Below are 14990 nucleotides of genomic sequence, written 5' to 3' on the forward strand. Positions count from 1 at the left end.
AAGGCTTCTGAATCAAGGCTACGGGGCCTTGCTCTGCATGAATGGCTCCGTAGCGGCATCTGTGTAGTCGAAAAAGCGTATTACTCGACGTCTGCATCGTCGGTCGGGTGGTCCAGCCGCTTGCCAGTCTCCCGAGACGTCATGCTGTTCATGCTGTCTGCTCGCTTCTGCGCCTGGGCAGCTTCCGGAAAATGCCCCAGGCTGCCACCCGTGTCGCCATCGTAGACCTCATAGCTGACTTGTTGGGGGTTGCCGGGTAGATGTGTCTTTCTGATCTCGACGAACGGTTCTGCCATGATGGAATCCTCCAGGAAAGACATCGACCTTCAGGGTAGTCGAGACACTGGCGTTGTACAGCGAATTCAGCGGCCTTCAATCCGGGTCCAGATCCCACTGCAAACCGAACTGAAGGCCATTGATCGCTTCGTCGATGAAGCCGCTACTTTGACCGTTGCGGCTATCGTCAGCCTGTTCCAGTGCCATTTGCCTCTGAGGGTCCGGCCAGCCCAGGCGCGCCATGCATAGCTGATATTCGCGTTCGCCAGCGATCTGGTGCGTCTGACGCTCGCAGGTATTGCTGTCCTGCAGGAAATTCGTGGCCGTCAGCCGCGGCGTCACCGACACGCAGCCTGCCAATAGAAGGGAAACGAGAAAGAAGATTAGCGCGCGGTGCATTGGCAACATCATTAGAGACTAGTCGCAGGGTAGCACCGTCCGGCCCCTTATCCGCACCCTCAATCAAAAAAAGTGGCTGGCGGATATCTCGGTTCCGACCCCATGCAGACGTCTTCAGCGATCAGCGTCACGAAGCGAGGCCCGAGGTGGGCGAGCGCCAGTTGAGCAATACGTCATGGCGGGTGATGTGGATGACACGGATGCTGTCACTGTCTTCGAACTGCTCGACAAGCCGCTCCCAGGCATCGACGGGCTCTTCGTCCCCTCGGCTGATCGTCACCTGATGACGACGATTGGCGTGCGCCAGCGAGATGAGCTTTTCCGCCCGGCGTACGAGTCTGGATTCAGGCGTTGGGAAGGGGATGACCATCGAACGCTCCGAGATAACTGTTCATTCATACAGTATCCATCAGGAGAGAGGCGAACACAAACGGGACGCTCGATCGGACCTACGCCTTGCATCGCCATATCGAACCAAGCCCGCACGGCTTCCGGTGCTGAAAGCGAACTCAGTGCGGGTGGCTCTCCATGTATGACTGAATGGCGGACATGGTGGTCTGCATATCGTCACAGAACGACTGGGAGGGCTGGAAGTCGGCTCCGCTCGCCAGCTTTTTCATCTCCTCGTCATGATTGGAAACCCGACCATTCTCACGCAAGCCTCTCGCCATGTTCGCCAGTTCCTGCTGGGTCTGCTGGGGATCGTCACTGCTGGCAATGTACGCCTCGATCTGCTGGGTCTGCTCGCCGATATGCTCCATCAAGCTATCCGCCGAGCATTCGAAGTCGGCCGCAGACGCCTGGGTTGACCCGATGATGGCGCCCAGCGCCCCGGCAACGAGAATATTTTTCATGGAATTCAAAACGCTACCTGTCTTGTAGTGGAGGCTACCCACTATGACAGTTTTGACGGTTGCTCTCTAGCGTGGGCCGGCGTTTTGGCTGGGCTATTCACAAAGCCCGCTGGGGGGATGTCGGAGCAAAGTTGAAATGAGGGTGGCTGGGAACTTCGGCAGCACGACGACCAAAAAGCATGCGCATTTTTATATCGAGATGGCAGCAGCCAGAAAGCAATGGATTAAGCCATTCAGAAACGAAAAAAGGCCAGCTAAGTAGCTGACCTTTCTCGAAAAAGTGGCGGAGGGACAGGGATTCGAACCCTGGGTAGGCTATTAACCTACGCCGGTTTTCAAGACCGGTGCATTCAACCGCTCTGCCATCCCTCCGGCTTACGGCGAGGCATACTACCAGCTCGTTCGAAAACGTCAATAGGTTCTTTAGCTTTCAATAAGTTATTTCTTTCTCCGGGGCTTCCATAGCGCTTGTCAGGGGAACTTTGCAAGGGCATTCTGGTCTATGGGTGAGTTTCAACAGAACTGAGGGGACGACAATGGATTTTCGAACATCGCACGACGTCGCCGATCGTCGATCGAGCGCGGTCAGCACCAACAAGGTGTTGCGCAACACCTACATGTTGCTGGCCATGACACTGCTATTCTCCGCCGTGACCGCAGGCGCTGCCGTGGCCATGGGCATTACGCAACTCAACATCTTCGTATTCTTTATCGGCGCTTACGGCCTGATGTTTTTGGTACACAAGACTGCCAATTCCGGCGCGGGTATTGCGGCGACGTTTGCCTTCACCGGTTTCATGGGCTTCACGCTGGGGCCGATCATCGATCTCTACCTGTCGATCCCCAACGGCGCGCAACTGGTGATGACCGCCTTGGGCATGACCGCGGCCACGTTCCTGGGTCTGTCAGCCGTTGCACTGATCACGCGCAAGGACTTCAGCTTCCTGGGTAACTTCATGATGGCGGGTGCCATCGTGCTGGTACTGGCCATGGTGGCGGCGCTGATCTTCAACATCCCGGGGCTGGCGCTGGCGGTATCTGCAGGCTTCGTGCTGTTCTCCTCGGCGGCGATCCTGTACCAGACCAGCGAGATCGTGAATCGCGCGGGTGAGACGAACTACATTCTCGCGACCATCACGCTGTATGTGTCGATCTACAACTTGTTCGTGAGCCTGCTGTCGATCCTGGGCGTAATGTCCGACGACTAGGATCCGGCTCGATGATTCCATCGACGGCATCGAGGCCCCACTACGGTGGGGCCTTGTCGTTTGGTACCATGGTGTCATTGGATTCACGAAACGGAGCGACCGATTGCCGATGCTGACCTACGCTCTGTTGTTGCACGCCGCGCCTTACAGTCATCAGGCGGCGCTTTCGGCGCTGCGTTTCGCGGAGACCGTCGTGGCGGGGGGGCACCGTCTGAAAACGGTCTTCTTCTATCATGACGGGGTCCACAACGCCTCGGCGCTGATGTCACCGCCCCAGGACGAAGTCCATCTGGCCGATGGCTGGAAACGGCTCCACGAAGCGCATGGTGCCGAACTGCTAGTCTGTGTGGCGGCGGGGTTGCGCCGGGGTGTGCTGGATACCAGCGAGGCCAGCCGTCACGGCTTGGCTGTGCATAGCGTCGAGCCACCGTTCGAATTGACCGGCGTCGGCCAGTTGGTCGATGCCATGCTCGCCAATGATCGATTGATCACCTTTGCGCCATGACGACTTTTTCGGATATGGAAACCGTTTCTGATGTAGAAACCGTGCCGCAGGATCTGCTTATCGTGCTGCGCCATCCGCCACACGGCTCGCAATGGCTTCGCGAGGGGCTCGATGTCGCGCTGGTGGCGGCTGCCTTCGGCCAGCGAGTCGGGCTGTTGTTTCAGGGCGATGGGGTCTATGCCTTGCTGAAAGGTCAGCAGGCGGGCGCCTTGGGACAAAAGGGCACCCATCCGCAGATAGCGATGCTGGAGATGTATGACATCGACACGCTTTGGGCCAGCGAGACGGCGCTCGCCGAGCGGGGGCTTTCGGCCGACGACCTGATGCTGCCGGTGGTGCCCCTGAATGCCGAGGCGGTGGCCGAGTGCTTTGCGCTCCACCCTCATGCTTTGATCTTCTAGGATCTTCATTTCGATCTTCCAGGCCTGGAACGACGCCAATGCTGTTGCATCTGCTCAATCGATCCCCGCAGTCGCTATCCGTCTATCGAGAACTGGGCGAAGCCTTCGGGGCCGACGATCATCTATTATTGATCGAAGACGCCTGTTACGCGGCGCTGCCGTCGGCCAGTGCCGCGCTCGAACCCTTCGAGGGGCGCGTGTCGGTGCTGGCGGAGGATCTGGCATCCCGGGGGCTGGCCGAGCGGGTCAGCCCGGCCATCGCGGTCGTCGACATGAACGGCTTTCTGTCGCTGACGGAAAGCCATCAACGCTGTGTGAGCTGGTTCTAATGGCAACGACAACTGCAAGAACACTGTTGGTGGAAGGGCAGCCCATCGCGCTGGACCCGGAGGGGTACCTGGTCTCTCTCGACGACTGGTCGGAAAGCGTCGCCGAAGCGCTGGCGGCGGATGACGGTCGTGAGCTGACGCCGGCTCATTGGGAAGTGATCGCGGTATTGCGAGACTTCTACCAGCGCTTCGAGGCCGCACCGGCCATGCGCCCCTTGGTCAAGGCAGTGAAGCAGTCGCTGGGCGAGGAGAAGGGCAGCTCGATCTACTTGATGCAACTGTTCCCCGAAAGCCCGGCCAAGGTCGGCGCCAGGCTGGCCGGCCTGCCCAAGCCGACCAACTGTCTCTAGCGCCGGTTACCAGACTTCATGAACTTTCTCGCTCACGCCTGGCTTTCGCGCCACGGCAGCGATGAATTCCTTTACGGCAACCTGATCGCCGACGGGGTCAAGGGGGCGGATCTCCAACCGTGGCCGGCAGCGGTCGCGTCTGGCATTCGTCATCACCGTCAGGTCGATGCCGCCATCGATCGGCACGCGGAAGTGTTGCGCCTGCTGCAGATGGCGCCGAAAGCCCAGCGGCGTTTCGCCGGTATCGCGCTGGATGTGGTGTGGGATCATTTTCTCGCCAGCCGTCATCCGGATGCGGCACTGGTGGAACGCTGTTACCGGGTCCTTGGCGAGCGGCAGGCGCCGGCGCGCCTGGAGAGGATGGTGCCAACGCTGATCGACGGCGACTGGCTGCGATGTTATGCCGATTTCGATTTCACCTGTCGCGCCATCGCCGGCATCGGCCAGCGCTTGCGCGGCCCCAACCAGCTCGCCGCGCTGACGCCCTGGCTGCGTGACGAGTACGACAATCTCGAAGCCGCTTTCGTCACGCTATGGCCCGACATGCAGCGCCGGTTCCGTGACTGAACCGACGCTTGCCGCCAGTCTTCAGTATTGAAGCCAGAGACAGTCGACACGATCGCCGGGACGGATATGGCTGTCGGACGGGATCACGGCGAAGGCATTGGTGGCCGCGCAGGAGGTCAGTACCGCCGAACTCTGTTCGGGATAGAGGCTGGCAGTGACTCGCTCTCCCTCGAACGCCAGACTGGCACGCATGTAATGGCGCCGCCCCTGTGTCCGGGTTTCGAACTGCGCTTCGGCGCTGACCACCGGTAGCGACAGCCTGTCGTTGCAGCCCTGCAGTTTGCCCAGCAGCGGGCGCAGATAGAGCCAGGCACCGACATAGCTCGAAACCGGATTGCCGGGCAGGCCGACCAGTCGGGTCCGGCCGATCGTTCCCAACGCCAGCGGCTTGCCCGGCCGCATCGCCAGGCGCCAGAGCGAGAGCTCGCCCAACTGCTCGAGCGCCGGCTTGACGTGATCCTCCTCGCCGACACTGACGCCGCCCGTGGTGACGATGACATCGGCCTTGGCCGCAGCTTCCCGCAGGCGCGCCAGGGTGGTATCGAAATCGTCGGCCACCTTGACCTGGCTGACGAGATCGCCACCGAAGCGGCGGATCAACGTCGCCAGCATCGGCCCGTTGCTGTTGTAGATCTGTCCGCGCGCCAGCGCCTGGCCGGGCTCGACGATCTCGTCGCCGGTGAGCAGCAGCGCCACCTTCGGCCGCCGCACCACATTCACCGTCGAGAAACCCTGTCCGGCGAGCAGCCCCAGGGCCGCGGCGCCGAGCCGCGTGCCGGCGGCCAGCAGAGGCTGCCCCGTGGCCACGTCCAGCCCACGGCGACGCACGTTCTGGCCAATCTGGGTCACCGGGACGATCGCGTCGTCGCCGTCCAGCTCGACGTTTTCCTGAATCGCCACGCAATCCGCGCCAGGCGGTATTTCGCTCCCCGTGAAGATTCGAGCACAGGTGCCGGGCGTCAGCGGCTGCGGCGGCTGGCCGGCGGGAATGCGCTGGGAGATCGGCAAGCGCTTGCCGCTGTCTGCGCTGAACAGCGCATAGCCGTCCATGGCGCTGTTGTCGGCCGGCGGCACGTCGATGGCGGCTTCCATATCTTCGGCGAGCACGCGATCGTCGGCATCGAGGCAGGCAATTCGCTCGCTCTCCAGGCGCCCGACGCCGTCGAGCAGCGCCTCTAGTGCCTGCTCGACACTCTGGAGTCCACTTTGGGGTTGCTCAGCCATGGCTATGCGTCCCCCGCTCGGGAATCACCAGGTTGGCGAAATTGCAGGGACGATGGCGGCTGTCCAGCTGCTCCTTGAGAATGCGATCCCAGCCGGTGCGGCAGGCGCCGGTCGAACCCGGCAGGCAGAAGATCACGGTGGCATTGGACAGACCGCCCAGGCAGCGGCTCTGGACGGTGGAGCTGCCGATCTCCTCGAACGAGAGCTGACGAAACAGTTCGCCGAAGCCTTCGATACGCTTGTCGAGCAGCGGGGCGATCGCTTCCGGGGTGGAGTCGCGTCCGGTGAAACCCGTGCCGCCCGTCGTCAGTACGACCTGCACGTCGTCATCGGCGATCCATCCGGCGACCACGGCACGAATCCGGTAGACGTCGTCCGGCACGATACGCTTCTCGGCGAGCCGATGGCCGGCCGCCTCGAGAGCATCGACGAGTGTCTGCCCGGAACGATCACTGCTTTCGTCACGCGTGTCCGAGATCGTCAGGACCGCGATCGATAGCGGAATCAGGGTCGAGTCGCTCATGAATTTTCCTTGCCGCCATTGGCCTCGGCCTTGCGAGCCTGGCGCGCTTCCAGCGCGGCGAGCTGCTCGTCGCTGGCCGGGGCCTGATAGTGCGCTTTCCATTCGGAATAGGGCATGCCGTAGACATATTCGCGCGCCGTCTCGTAATCCAGTTCGGTGCCGCGCGCTTCGGCCGCGCTGACCAGCCATTTGGACAGGCAGTTACGGCAGAAGTCGGCCAGGATCATCAGGTCGATGTTCTGGACATCCTTGTTGTCGTCCAGGTGACGAAGTAGACGACGAAAGGCGGCGGCTTCGAGTTCGGTGCGGGTCTGGTCGTCGAGGTGATGCATCGGGGACTCCCGTCGTTGCTGGAGATGAAATCGGGGATTAATCACGGTGGAAGCGTCGCGTCGTCAGTCCGTGTCGCCGGGCGTGCAGACCGAAAGCACCACGGCGTCGTTCTCGCTCGTGGAAACCAGGGCGTGGCCCATGTCGCTGTCGAAGTAGAGCGAATCGCCGGCGACCATCGCCAGCGGCTCGTAGAATTCCGAATACATCAGGATTCTGCCCTCGAGAACCATCAGGAACTCTTCGCCATCGTGGCGAACCCACTCCTGAAACTCCTCGAAGTGCCGAGCGCGGACGATCGTCTTGAACGGAATCATCCGCTTCTGGGCCAGCTGGCACGAGAGAAGCTCGTGCTCGTAGGTCGGGGTCGGGTGCTGCTTGCCGTCGCCGCGCGGGGTGAGGTCGCGCCGGCCGCTGGACTGCCGTTTGGGCTTGGTGGGCTTGAGCAACTGCGGCAGGTCGATGCCCAGGCCGGTGATCAGTTTCTGAACGGCGGTGAACGTCGGCGAGATCTGGTTGTTCTCGATCTTGGACAGCGTCGAGCGGGCCAGCCCGGTGCGGGCGCTGACGTCGCCCAGCGTCCAATGGTTCGAAAGCCGTATCTCCTTGAGCCGCTCGCCCAGGCGAAGGGGTTCGACGAAGGCTTTGCGACCGGCGGCGATGCGCAGTGCGGCATCCTGATCGTTACTGGCGGCCATGAAACTCTCTGTCAGGAGCGTGGGAAAATCATTGTGCAGCATTGATGGCCCAAGAATATCACAGCGCGGCGCCCAGGCCCTGCGCCGAAAGCGCTCGGCACGAAGTCAGGCCGAATAGGGGTGGCCCAGCAGTGCCGTCAGATGGGCTTCGACGCTCAACGGCAAGGTCTTCAGGTGATAGCCGCCCTCCAGCACCGAGACCAGTCTGCCGCCGGCATGCCGCCGCGCGACGTCCATCGCCAGCGTGGTAATCCAGTAGAAATCCTCGTGATCGAGCGCCAGCTGACCCAGCGGGTCGTCTCGGTGGGCATCGAAGCCGCTGGAGAGCAGCACCAACTGGGGCCGATGCCGATCCAGGGCAGGCAGCCACGCGGCTTCCACCGCTCTCCTGAAGCCGAGGCTGCCCGTGCCGGCAGCCAGAGGCGTATTGATGATGTTGGGCCACTCGCCCGTCAGATAGCGCCAGGGATAGAACGCTTCCTGAAAACTGCTGCAGACCAGAATCGAGGGGTCGTCGTGGAAGATGTCCAGCGTGCCGTTGCCCTGGTGGACATCGAAATCGAGGATCGCGATGCGCTCGATGCCGTGAACGGCGCGAGCGTGGGCGGCCGCCACGGCTACGTTGTTATAGAAGCAGAAACCCATCGCCAGCGCCCGCTCGGCGTGGTGACCGGGCGGACGCATGGCGCAGAAGACGTTGTCGGCACGGTTGCCGCAGACCAGGTCGACACCCCGGATCGCCGCACCGGCGCCCAGCGCTGCGGCCTCCAGCGAATACGGTCCCATTCGCGTGTCGCTATCGAGCTGCTGAAGGCCGCTTTGCGGTCGCTGTGCCTCCAGCGCGCTGAGGTAGTCTGGGGCGTGCACTCGCTCGAGCTGAAGGCGCGTCGCCGGTCCGGGCTCCGACTGCATCGTCTGCTGCAGCAGGCCGCTCAGCATGAGCCTGGCACGTATGGCCTCGAGGCGCATGGGAGACTCGGGGTGGTGAGAGCCCATGTCGTGCAGCGCGATGTCGGGATGAGTGAGATACGAAGTGATCATGGGTCTCGCCAGCCGATTCGAAGTCGCTCCATTCTGGGCGAGAGCGGTGCGCTGCGTCACACCGTTGCGCTTCGACTTTGGTCTATGAGGTAAACCTCGACGGCCTGACCGTGTAGGGTTGAAAACCTCATAACCAACGTCGTGAGGTCCACCGTGGCCACGCAGTTTCTGCGCCGATTTTTCGCTCCGCGCTCATTGGTGGTGATCGGAGCTTCCCCCAAGCCCGAGTCGACCGGGGGAGTCGTTCTTCAAAACTTGCTTCTGGCAGGGTTTCCCGGCCCGATCTGGGCGGTCAATCCGCGCGGTTACAAGGAGGTTCATGGCGTGGCCTGCTTCCGGCGTATTGCCGACCTTCCCGAAACCCCGGATCTCGCCATCATTTGTTCGCCCTTGCACGGCGTGCCCGAGGTCCTGGAAAAACTAGGTGCCAGGCAGGTCAGGGCGGCGCTGATCGTGTCGGGCGGAGCGTCGCTTGGCGAAGGTGCCGAGGGGCTCGCTGGATCCCGTGGAGAAGGATCGCTGCGTGGCTCCCGGGGGGAAGGATCGCTGCGGGCGCGGCTGCAAAAGGCAACGCTGCAATCCGGCATGCGGGTACTGGGGCCAGAGTGTCTCGGCGTCGCGGTTCCCTCCATGCGGCTCAACGCGACCTACGCCAGTCAGCCGATTGGCGATGGCAGCGTTGCCTACCTGGGCCAGTCGGGCATGCTGGGCAACGCGATGATCGACTGGGCCGCTGGCCGCGAGGTCGGCTTTTCCCATCTGGTGACGCTGGGAGACAGCCTCGACGTCCAGTTGCCGGATGTCATCGACTACCTGAATCAATCCGGGCGCTGCCGGGCGCTGCTGCTGCATCTGGAGGCGTTCCGCAATGCGCGCCACTTCATGACGGCGCTGCGTGAATCGTCGCGTAACCGTCTGGTGCTGGCGATCAAGAGCGGGCGCACCGCCGAGGCGACGCTGAGCCCGGTTGCGCCGACGGCCGGCATCGATCGTCGCGATGCCATCGTCGATGCCGCGCTGGCCCGTGCCGGGGTCGTGCGCGTCGACGATTCCGACGAACTGTTCGATGCGCTGGAAACGCTGTCGCGGTTTAGGCCGCCGAAGGGCGATCGTCTGGCGATCGTCTCCAATGGCGTCGGTCCGGCGCTGCTGGCGATCGACAAGCTGATCGACGGCGGCGGTCTGCTGGCCGAGCTCAGCGAGACATCCGCCCAGGCATTGATCACGCGGAAGCTGGACGTCAGCCGCCCGGGACGCAATCCGGTCGATCTGGGCGGCAGCGCCACGCCGGAAGATTATCTGAGTGCGCTGGAGATCGTGACGCGCGACCCTAATGTCGATGCGGTGCTGGTCTTGCACGCGCCGACACGACTGGCGCCATCGCTGGCGACCGCCAATGCGCTGGTCGAGACGCGCCAGCGCTTCCGGCATCGCCTGCTGGTGAGCTGGATGGGGCTGAAGGAGGCGCTGGATGCCCGTGCGGCCTGCAACCGCGCCGGCATTCCCAGCTACGTGTCGCCGGAGAAGGCCGTCAGAGCCTTCCTGCATCTGGTGCGCTATCGCCAGGTCCAGAACCTGTTGCAGGAGACCCCGCCATCGCTGCCGTTCGGCTCCAGTGCCGAGATGCGCCAGCGCTGTCATGCGCTCATCGACGATGCCCTGGCACGCCAGCGGGATCGGCTGACCCACCAGGAAACCGGCGACGTGCTGGGGGCCTACGGTATCGAATGTGCCCCCAGCGAGTATGTGTTCGATCTGGAGCAGGCGGAGCGGGCCACCGAACGGCTGCAGGGGCCATGGGCGGTCAAGGTCGTCCATCGTGACAACTGCGAACCGTTTCGCTATGGCGGGGAATCGCGTCGGCAGGCTGCCTCGCTGATTCAGGACCTGGAGCAGCCCGGCAGCGTGGTAGATGCGGTCGTCCGTCTGGAGGCGCGTGTCAGCGAAGCGCTGCCGGACAGCCCCATCTACAGCTACTGTCTCCAGACCATGCAGCGCGGCAAGGGCTCGCTGCAGTTGTGTGCCGGCATCACGCGAGATGCGGAGTTCGGCCCGGTCATCGTCTTCGGCACCGGGGGCTACAAGATCGATGTCATGGCGGATCGCCAGACGGCGCTGCCGCCGCTCAACATGCGGCTGGCGGAAGAGCTCATCGACCGTACGCGGGCAGGTCGACTGATTCGCGAACACAGCGACGATCCTCGGGAGGCGATCGCCTGGGTTTCTCGCCTGCTGGTCAAACTGTCTCAGATGGCTTCCGACCTGCCGCGCCTCAAAGGGCTCGAGATCAATCCGCTGCTGCTCAACCAAGAGGGTCTGCTGGCGGTCGATTTCGCGCTAGATCTGGGGGAAGCCTCGACACAGGCGATCATGCCGTACCCGGAACAGTTGCGGGAAACGGTGGTGCTGGCGGGGATGAACGTCGAAATTCGTCCGATTCGAGGCGAGGACGCGCCGCTGATCACCCATTTCCATACCTTCCTGTCCGAGCAGAGCATTCGTTACCGCTATTTCCATCACAAGGCGGTGCTGTCGATGCGGGATCTTTCCCAGCTCAGCCAGATCAATTACGACCGCCAGATGGCGTTCATCGCGGTTCGCCGGCGCGAAGAAAGTGAGAGTGCAGAAGCCAGCGATAGCGGGCCACGCGGCGAAGAGATGCTGGGCGTGGTGCGGGTATGGAACGACCCCGACAACATTCGTACCGAGTTCTCGATCATCATCCGTGACGATTTCCACGGCATTGGCCTCGGGCGTCGTCTGATGCGCAAGATGATCGATTACAGCCGCCAGGTGGGAACGCTTGCCATGGTCGGAACGGTCATGAGCGATAACCTGCCGATGCGACAATTGCTGGCAAGCCTGGGGTTCGAGCTGCGCCTGAATATCGAAGAGGGCGTGCTCGAAGCCACGCTACGGCTGAATGAACCGCAGAGCGATTGGCAGCGCCATCGTCTGGAGGCGGCACTGGACTGACGAGACGAAAGATTTGATCGCAGGGAGGAGCAGGTAGAAACGACAATAAGTTGAACGATCATTCAATTATAGGATATTGTCGTTTGAAGGGTTATTGATAAAACCGTATGATGCGAAACCTAACAACACTAACAGATACCGTTCGACACGCGCGTTAACCGGCACGTGAAGAGCTTCTTCTGCTTTGCCAACCTAGGCCTGACATGACCGACACACAGCAAACCAAGATTCAAGTGCGAAACTTGAGCAAGGTGTTCGGCGACGACACCAAGAAAGCGCTCAAGCTACGTGACGAGGGTCTCAATCGCGCCCAGATCCTCGAAAAGACCGGGCAGACGCTCGGACTCTCCAATATCAATTTCGACGTTCGGGAAGGCGAGCTCCTCGTCATCATGGGCCTCTCCGGCTCAGGCAAGTCGACCTTGATTCGTTGTCTGAATCGCCTGATCGAACCTACCGAGGGTGACATCATCATCGGTGGGGAGAACATCCCCCAATTGAGCGACAAGGCGCTGCTGCACTGTCGTCGTCGACACTTCTCGATGGTGTTCCAGAATTTCGCCCTGTTCCCGCATCGCACGGTGCAGATGAACGCCGAATACGGGCTCGAGATTCGCGGCATCGACAAGGCCGAGCGGGCCGAGAAGGCCAGGAATTCGCTCAAGCAGGTGGGGCTCGAGGGTTGGGAAGATGCCTATCCCAATCAGCTGTCCGGCGGGATGCAGCAGCGTGTCGGCCTGGCTCGTGCGCTGGCCAACGACTCCAGCGTGCTGTTGATGGACGAGGCCTTTTCCGCCCTCGACCCACTGATCCGACGCGACATGCAGCAGGAGCTCATCGAGCTGCAGCATCGAATGAAGAAAACCACCATCTTCATCACCCACGATCTCGATGAAGCGCTCAATATCGGCGATCGGATCATTCTGCTGCGTGATGGCGAGATCGTGCAGATCGGCACGCCGGAAGAAGTGCTGACACGTCCTGCCGACGACTATGTCGCCCGCTTCACCGAGGGTGTCGATCGCTCTCGCGTCGTGACGGCACGTCGCGTCATGCGCCCGGTTCGCGCCACGGCCCGTCACGACGACGGCCCGCGCACCGTATTGCGCAAGATGAGCGAGAATGCGCTGGACTCGATCTACGTCGTCGATCGCGAGCGCAAACTGCTGGGAATCCTGGAGGCCGATAGCCTCGATGAGGCAGCGAAAGCCGGCAAGGATTCGATCCAGGAACTGCTGGTGACCGACTTCCCCCGCATCGGTCCGGACGAGCCGCTGGCCACGTTGTACCCCATGTTTCAGGGCAAGAGCATTCCCGTGGCGGTCATCGATGACCAGCAGCGGCTGCTCGGCGTGGTGGTCAAGGGTGCCGTACTCGAACAACTGGCGCAGACGGGAGAAGAATGATGGATTTCGATATTCCAAGAATTCCGCTGGGCGACTGGATCGAGGGCGGGCTGGATTTTCTGACTACCGAGTTTTCCGGCGTCACCCGGGCGATTTCCCGCGGTACGCAGACCGGCATCAATCTGCTCAACGACGGGTTGATGTGGCTGCCTGAATGGGCGCTGATCGCCGTCGTGGTATTGCTGTGCTGGAAAGTCAGTGGGCGGCGCCTGGCCATCGGGGCGCTGATTGGCCTGGCGCTGATCTGGAACCTCGGCCTGTGGAACCCGATGATCCAGACTCTGACGCTGGTGGTCATCGCGACGCTGGTGGCTATCGTGATCGCCTTGCCGCTGGGGATTCTGGCTGCGGTATCCGATCGCTTCTACAAGGTGATCATGCCGATCCTGGACTTCATGCAGACGATGCCTGCCTTCGTTTATCTGATTCCGGCAATTCCGTTTTTCGGTATCGGCTCGGTATCCGGCATCTTCGCCACGGTGATCTTCTCGATGCCGCCGGCCATCCGCTTCACCACGCTGGGGATCCGGCAGGTGCCGAAGGATCTGATTGAAGCGGCCGACGCCTACGGCTCCACGCGCAGCCAGAAGCTGATCAAGGTCCAATTGCCGCTGTCCCTGCCGACGCTGATGGGCGGTATCAACCAGACCATCATGCTGGCGCTGTCGATGGTCGTCATCGCGGCGATGATCGGCGCCAACGGCCTGGGCAGCGAAGTCTGGCGCGCCATTCAGCGGTTGCGTCCGGGTGAAGGCTTCGAAGCCGGTATCGCTGTCGTCATCATGGCTATGCTTCTGGACCGGCTGACGCAATCTCTCAGCGGTGGCAAGAAGACGAAGTAGCGCGAGAAAGCCAAGTAGAGCGTGAAAATCAGGTAGAGCGTTTAAACCAGACAGGGCGTTTAAACGAAGTAGAGTCTGATGCTGTCGGCGCTCTGGCCGGCAGCATGACTTGCGGTACGTAAACCATAAAAAGGGGAAAGTCGATGACACGCAACGCAATGTCACAAGCCGTTCGCTATGGTGCCTTGATGATGGCTGCCGGCATCAGCATGACCGCCGGTGTCGCTCAGGCCCAGGACAGCAAGGGAACCGTCAAGCTGGCCTACGTCGAATGGGCTTCCGAAGTCGCTTCCACCAACGTGATCCGCGCCGTGCTTGAAGAGCAGGGATATGACGTTGAAATGAACTCGCTGGGCGCGGCCGTCATGTGGCAGGCCGTCGGCACCGGTGATGCCGATGCCATGGTCGCCGCCTGGCTGCCGACGACTCATGGCGATTATCTCAAGCAGGTCCAGGACGAGGTCGAGGATCTCGGTCCCAACCTCGAGGGGACCAAGCTTGGGCTGGTCGTGCCGGCTTATACCGATATCGATTCCATCGAACAGCTCAACGATCATGCTGACGAATTCGATGGCAAGATCGTGGGTATCGATCCGGGCGCTGGTCTGATGGCGCAGACAGAAGATGCCATCGACGAATACGGTATCGATGACCTGCAGCTGCAGTCGAGCAGTGGCGCGGCCATGACTTCCTCGCTGGCCAGTGCGATCCAGAACAAGGAAGACATCGTGGTGACCGGTTGGACGCCGCACTGGATGTTTGCGCGCTGGGATCTCAAGTATCTCGACGACCCCAAGAAGGCCTTCGGCGATGCCGAGCATATCAACACGGTCGTACACAAAGGCTTCAAGGAAGAGATGCCGCAGGCCTACGCCATTCTGGACAATTTCCACTGGACGCCGGATCAGATGGGCGAAGTCATGCTCATGAACCAGGAAGAGGGTTCGGATCCGTACGAGAACGCCAAGAAGTGGGTCGACGAGCATCCTGATGTCGTCGCTGAGTGGACCGACGGCACTGCCGAATAACCTGGCCCGCCATCAGTCCCCACGAAGCGCCCG

At 61.7% G+C, this 14990-nt stretch carries 19 protein-coding genes and 1 tRNA gene; 10 read left to right on the forward strand and 10 right to left on the reverse strand.

Annotated elements, in window-relative coordinates; genetic code table 11:
• Positions 1-80 precede the first annotated feature (80 nt).
• From DOM32_RS06965 to DOM32_RS06985, 5 genes are all read right to left on the reverse strand, one after another.
• A complete protein-coding gene (locus DOM32_RS06965) occupies positions 81-296 on the reverse strand; it encodes a hypothetical protein (RefSeq protein ID WP_139284269.1) in 216 nt (71 codons plus the stop codon).
• A gap of 76 nt (positions 297-372) precedes the next feature.
• Positions 373-675 carry a hypothetical protein gene (locus tag DOM32_RS06970; RefSeq protein WP_110632664.1) on the reverse strand — a complete coding sequence of 101 codons (303 nt, stop codon included), beginning with the start codon at positions 673-675 and terminating at the stop codon, positions 373-375.
• A gap of 127 nt (positions 676-802) precedes the next feature.
• Complete coding sequence (locus DOM32_RS06975) at positions 803-1045, reverse strand: DUF1654 domain-containing protein (RefSeq protein ID WP_110632667.1); 243 nt, start codon at positions 1043-1045, stop codon at positions 803-805.
• Between the two features lie 139 nt (positions 1046-1184).
• Positions 1185-1529 (reverse strand): hypothetical protein, encoded by a 345-nt coding sequence (locus DOM32_RS06980; RefSeq protein WP_110632670.1) that lies wholly within the window; start codon positions 1527-1529, stop codon positions 1185-1187.
• A 281-nt stretch (positions 1530-1810) separates the two neighbouring features.
• Positions 1811-1901: transfer RNA gene (locus tag DOM32_RS06985), tRNA-Ser, on the reverse strand.
• Between the two features lie 164 nt (positions 1902-2065).
• Between DOM32_RS06985 and DOM32_RS06990 the strand changes: the two genes are divergently transcribed.
• The 6 genes from DOM32_RS06990 (at position 2066) to DOM32_RS07015 (ending at position 4889) form a co-directional block, all read left to right on the forward strand.
• Positions 2066-2737, forward strand: a complete 672-nt coding sequence (locus DOM32_RS06990) for a Bax inhibitor-1/YccA family protein (RefSeq protein WP_110632673.1) — start codon at positions 2066-2068, stop codon at positions 2735-2737.
• A gap of 112 nt (positions 2738-2849) precedes the next feature.
• On the forward strand, positions 2850-3242 hold the full coding sequence (gene tusD, locus DOM32_RS06995) for a sulfurtransferase complex subunit TusD (RefSeq protein WP_110633351.1): 393 nt from the start codon (positions 2850-2852) through the stop codon (positions 3240-3242).
• Entirely contained in the window at positions 3239-3643 is a 405-nt protein-coding gene (tusC, locus tag DOM32_RS07000) for a sulfurtransferase complex subunit TusC (protein ID WP_244179838.1), read from the forward strand. Before tusD ends, tusC begins: the two co-directional genes overlap by 4 nt.
• 38 nt (positions 3644-3681) lie before the next feature.
• Complete coding sequence (tusB, locus tag DOM32_RS07005) at positions 3682-3972, forward strand: sulfurtransferase complex subunit TusB (protein ID WP_110632676.1); 291 nt, start codon at positions 3682-3684, stop codon at positions 3970-3972.
• Positions 3972-4322, forward strand: a complete 351-nt coding sequence (locus tag DOM32_RS07010) for a TusE/DsrC/DsvC family sulfur relay protein (protein WP_087720365.1) — start codon at positions 3972-3974, stop codon at positions 4320-4322. The genes tusB and DOM32_RS07010 overlap by 1 nt, the downstream gene beginning before the upstream one ends.
• An 18-nt stretch (positions 4323-4340) precedes the next feature.
• Positions 4341-4889: an acyl carrier protein phosphodiesterase gene (locus tag DOM32_RS07015; protein WP_110632677.1), complete on the forward strand. Its 549-nt coding sequence runs from the start codon at positions 4341-4343 to the stop codon at positions 4887-4889.
• A 21-nt stretch (positions 4890-4910) separates the two neighbouring features.
• Here DOM32_RS07015 and DOM32_RS07020 read toward each other — a convergent pair whose 3' ends face one another.
• The 5 genes from DOM32_RS07020 to DOM32_RS07040 form a co-directional block, all read right to left on the reverse strand.
• Complete coding sequence (locus tag DOM32_RS07020; RefSeq protein WP_110632680.1) at positions 4911-6113, reverse strand: molybdopterin molybdotransferase MoeA; 1203 nt, start codon at positions 6111-6113, stop codon at positions 4911-4913.
• Positions 6106-6636 carry a molybdenum cofactor biosynthesis protein B gene (gene moaB / locus DOM32_RS07025; protein ID WP_110632683.1) on the reverse strand — a complete coding sequence of 177 codons (531 nt, stop codon included), beginning with the start codon at positions 6634-6636 and terminating at the stop codon, positions 6106-6108. The genes DOM32_RS07020 and moaB overlap by 8 nt, the downstream gene beginning before the upstream one ends.
• Entirely contained in the window at positions 6633-6968 is a 336-nt protein-coding gene (locus tag DOM32_RS07030) for a DUF1244 domain-containing protein (RefSeq protein ID WP_071231211.1), read from the reverse strand. The genes moaB and DOM32_RS07030 overlap by 4 nt, the downstream gene beginning before the upstream one ends.
• Before the next feature lie 63 nt (positions 6969-7031).
• Positions 7032-7664, reverse strand: coding sequence for a helix-turn-helix domain-containing protein (locus DOM32_RS07035; protein ID WP_071231210.1), 633 nt, complete (start codon positions 7662-7664; stop codon positions 7032-7034).
• A 105-nt stretch (positions 7665-7769) separates the two neighbouring features.
• Positions 7770-8705: a histone deacetylase family protein gene (locus DOM32_RS07040; RefSeq protein ID WP_110632686.1), complete on the reverse strand. Its 936-nt coding sequence runs from the start codon at positions 8703-8705 to the stop codon at positions 7770-7772.
• Positions 8706-8858: 153 nt separating this feature from the next.
• On the opposite strand from DOM32_RS07040, the gene DOM32_RS07045 reads away from it, so the two are divergent.
• From DOM32_RS07045 to DOM32_RS07060, 4 genes are all read left to right on the forward strand, one after another.
• The gene (locus tag DOM32_RS07045; RefSeq protein WP_110632689.1) at positions 8859-11681 is read left to right on the forward strand and encodes a bifunctional acetate--CoA ligase family protein/GNAT family N-acetyltransferase; all 2823 of its coding nucleotides are present in this window, start codon (positions 8859-8861) and stop codon (positions 11679-11681) included.
• 203 nt (positions 11682-11884) lie between these two features.
• A complete protein-coding gene (locus tag DOM32_RS07050) occupies positions 11885-13087 on the forward strand; it encodes a quaternary amine ABC transporter ATP-binding protein (protein WP_110632692.1) in 1203 nt (400 codons plus the stop codon).
• On the forward strand, positions 13087-13929 hold the full coding sequence (locus DOM32_RS07055) for an ABC transporter permease (protein WP_071231206.1): 843 nt from the start codon (positions 13087-13089) through the stop codon (positions 13927-13929). The genes DOM32_RS07050 and DOM32_RS07055 overlap by 1 nt, the downstream gene beginning before the upstream one ends.
• 143 nt (positions 13930-14072) lie before the next feature.
• Positions 14073-14957, forward strand: a complete 885-nt coding sequence (locus DOM32_RS07060; protein WP_071231205.1) for a glycine betaine ABC transporter substrate-binding protein — start codon at positions 14073-14075, stop codon at positions 14955-14957.
• Positions 14958-14990: the final 33 nt, after the last annotated feature.

The sequence above is a fragment of the Salinicola salarius genome (genome assembly GCF_003206135.1).
GTDB classification, from domain to species: Bacteria; Pseudomonadota; Gammaproteobacteria; order Pseudomonadales; family Halomonadaceae; genus Salinicola; species Salinicola salarius.

Coding starts and splice junctions, on each gene's coding strand:
- DOM32_RS06965 (WP_139284269.1), bottom strand. CDS start 296: ATGGCAGAACCGTTCGTCGAGATCAGAAAGACACATCTACCCGGCAAC.
- DOM32_RS06970 (WP_110632664.1), bottom strand. CDS start 675: ATGCACCGCGCGCTAATCTTCTTTCTCGTTTCCCTTCTATTGGCAGGC.
- DOM32_RS06975 (WP_110632667.1), bottom strand. CDS start 1,045: ATGGTCATCCCCTTCCCAACGCCTGAATCCAGACTCGTACGCCGGGCG.
- DOM32_RS06980 (WP_110632670.1), bottom strand. CDS start 1,529: ATGAAAAATATTCTCGTTGCCGGGGCGCTGGGCGCCATCATCGGGTCA.
- DOM32_RS06990 (WP_110632673.1), top strand. CDS start 2,066: ATGGATTTTCGAACATCGCACGACGTCGCCGATCGTCGATCGAGCGCG.
- tusC (WP_244179838.1), top strand. CDS start 3,239: ATGACGACTTTTTCGGATATGGAAACCGTTTCTGATGTAGAAACCGTG.
- tusB (WP_110632676.1), top strand. CDS start 3,682: ATGCTGTTGCATCTGCTCAATCGATCCCCGCAGTCGCTATCCGTCTAT.
- DOM32_RS07010 (WP_087720365.1), top strand. CDS start 3,972: ATGGCAACGACAACTGCAAGAACACTGTTGGTGGAAGGGCAGCCCATC.
- DOM32_RS07015 (WP_110632677.1), top strand. CDS start 4,341: ATGAACTTTCTCGCTCACGCCTGGCTTTCGCGCCACGGCAGCGATGAA.
- DOM32_RS07020 (WP_110632680.1), bottom strand. CDS start 6,113: ATGGCTGAGCAACCCCAAAGTGGACTCCAGAGTGTCGAGCAGGCACTA.
- moaB (WP_110632683.1), bottom strand. CDS start 6,636: ATGAGCGACTCGACCCTGATTCCGCTATCGATCGCGGTCCTGACGATC.
- DOM32_RS07030 (WP_071231211.1), bottom strand. CDS start 6,968: ATGCATCACCTCGACGACCAGACCCGCACCGAACTCGAAGCCGCCGCC.
- DOM32_RS07035 (WP_071231210.1), bottom strand. CDS start 7,664: ATGGCCGCCAGTAACGATCAGGATGCCGCACTGCGCATCGCCGCCGGT.
- DOM32_RS07040 (WP_110632686.1), bottom strand. CDS start 8,705: ATGATCACTTCGTATCTCACTCATCCCGACATCGCGCTGCACGACATG.
- DOM32_RS07050 (WP_110632692.1), top strand. CDS start 11,885: ATGACCGACACACAGCAAACCAAGATTCAAGTGCGAAACTTGAGCAAG.
- DOM32_RS07055 (WP_071231206.1), top strand. CDS start 13,087: ATGGATTTCGATATTCCAAGAATTCCGCTGGGCGACTGGATCGAGGGC.
- DOM32_RS07060 (WP_071231205.1), top strand. CDS start 14,073: ATGACACGCAACGCAATGTCACAAGCCGTTCGCTATGGTGCCTTGATG.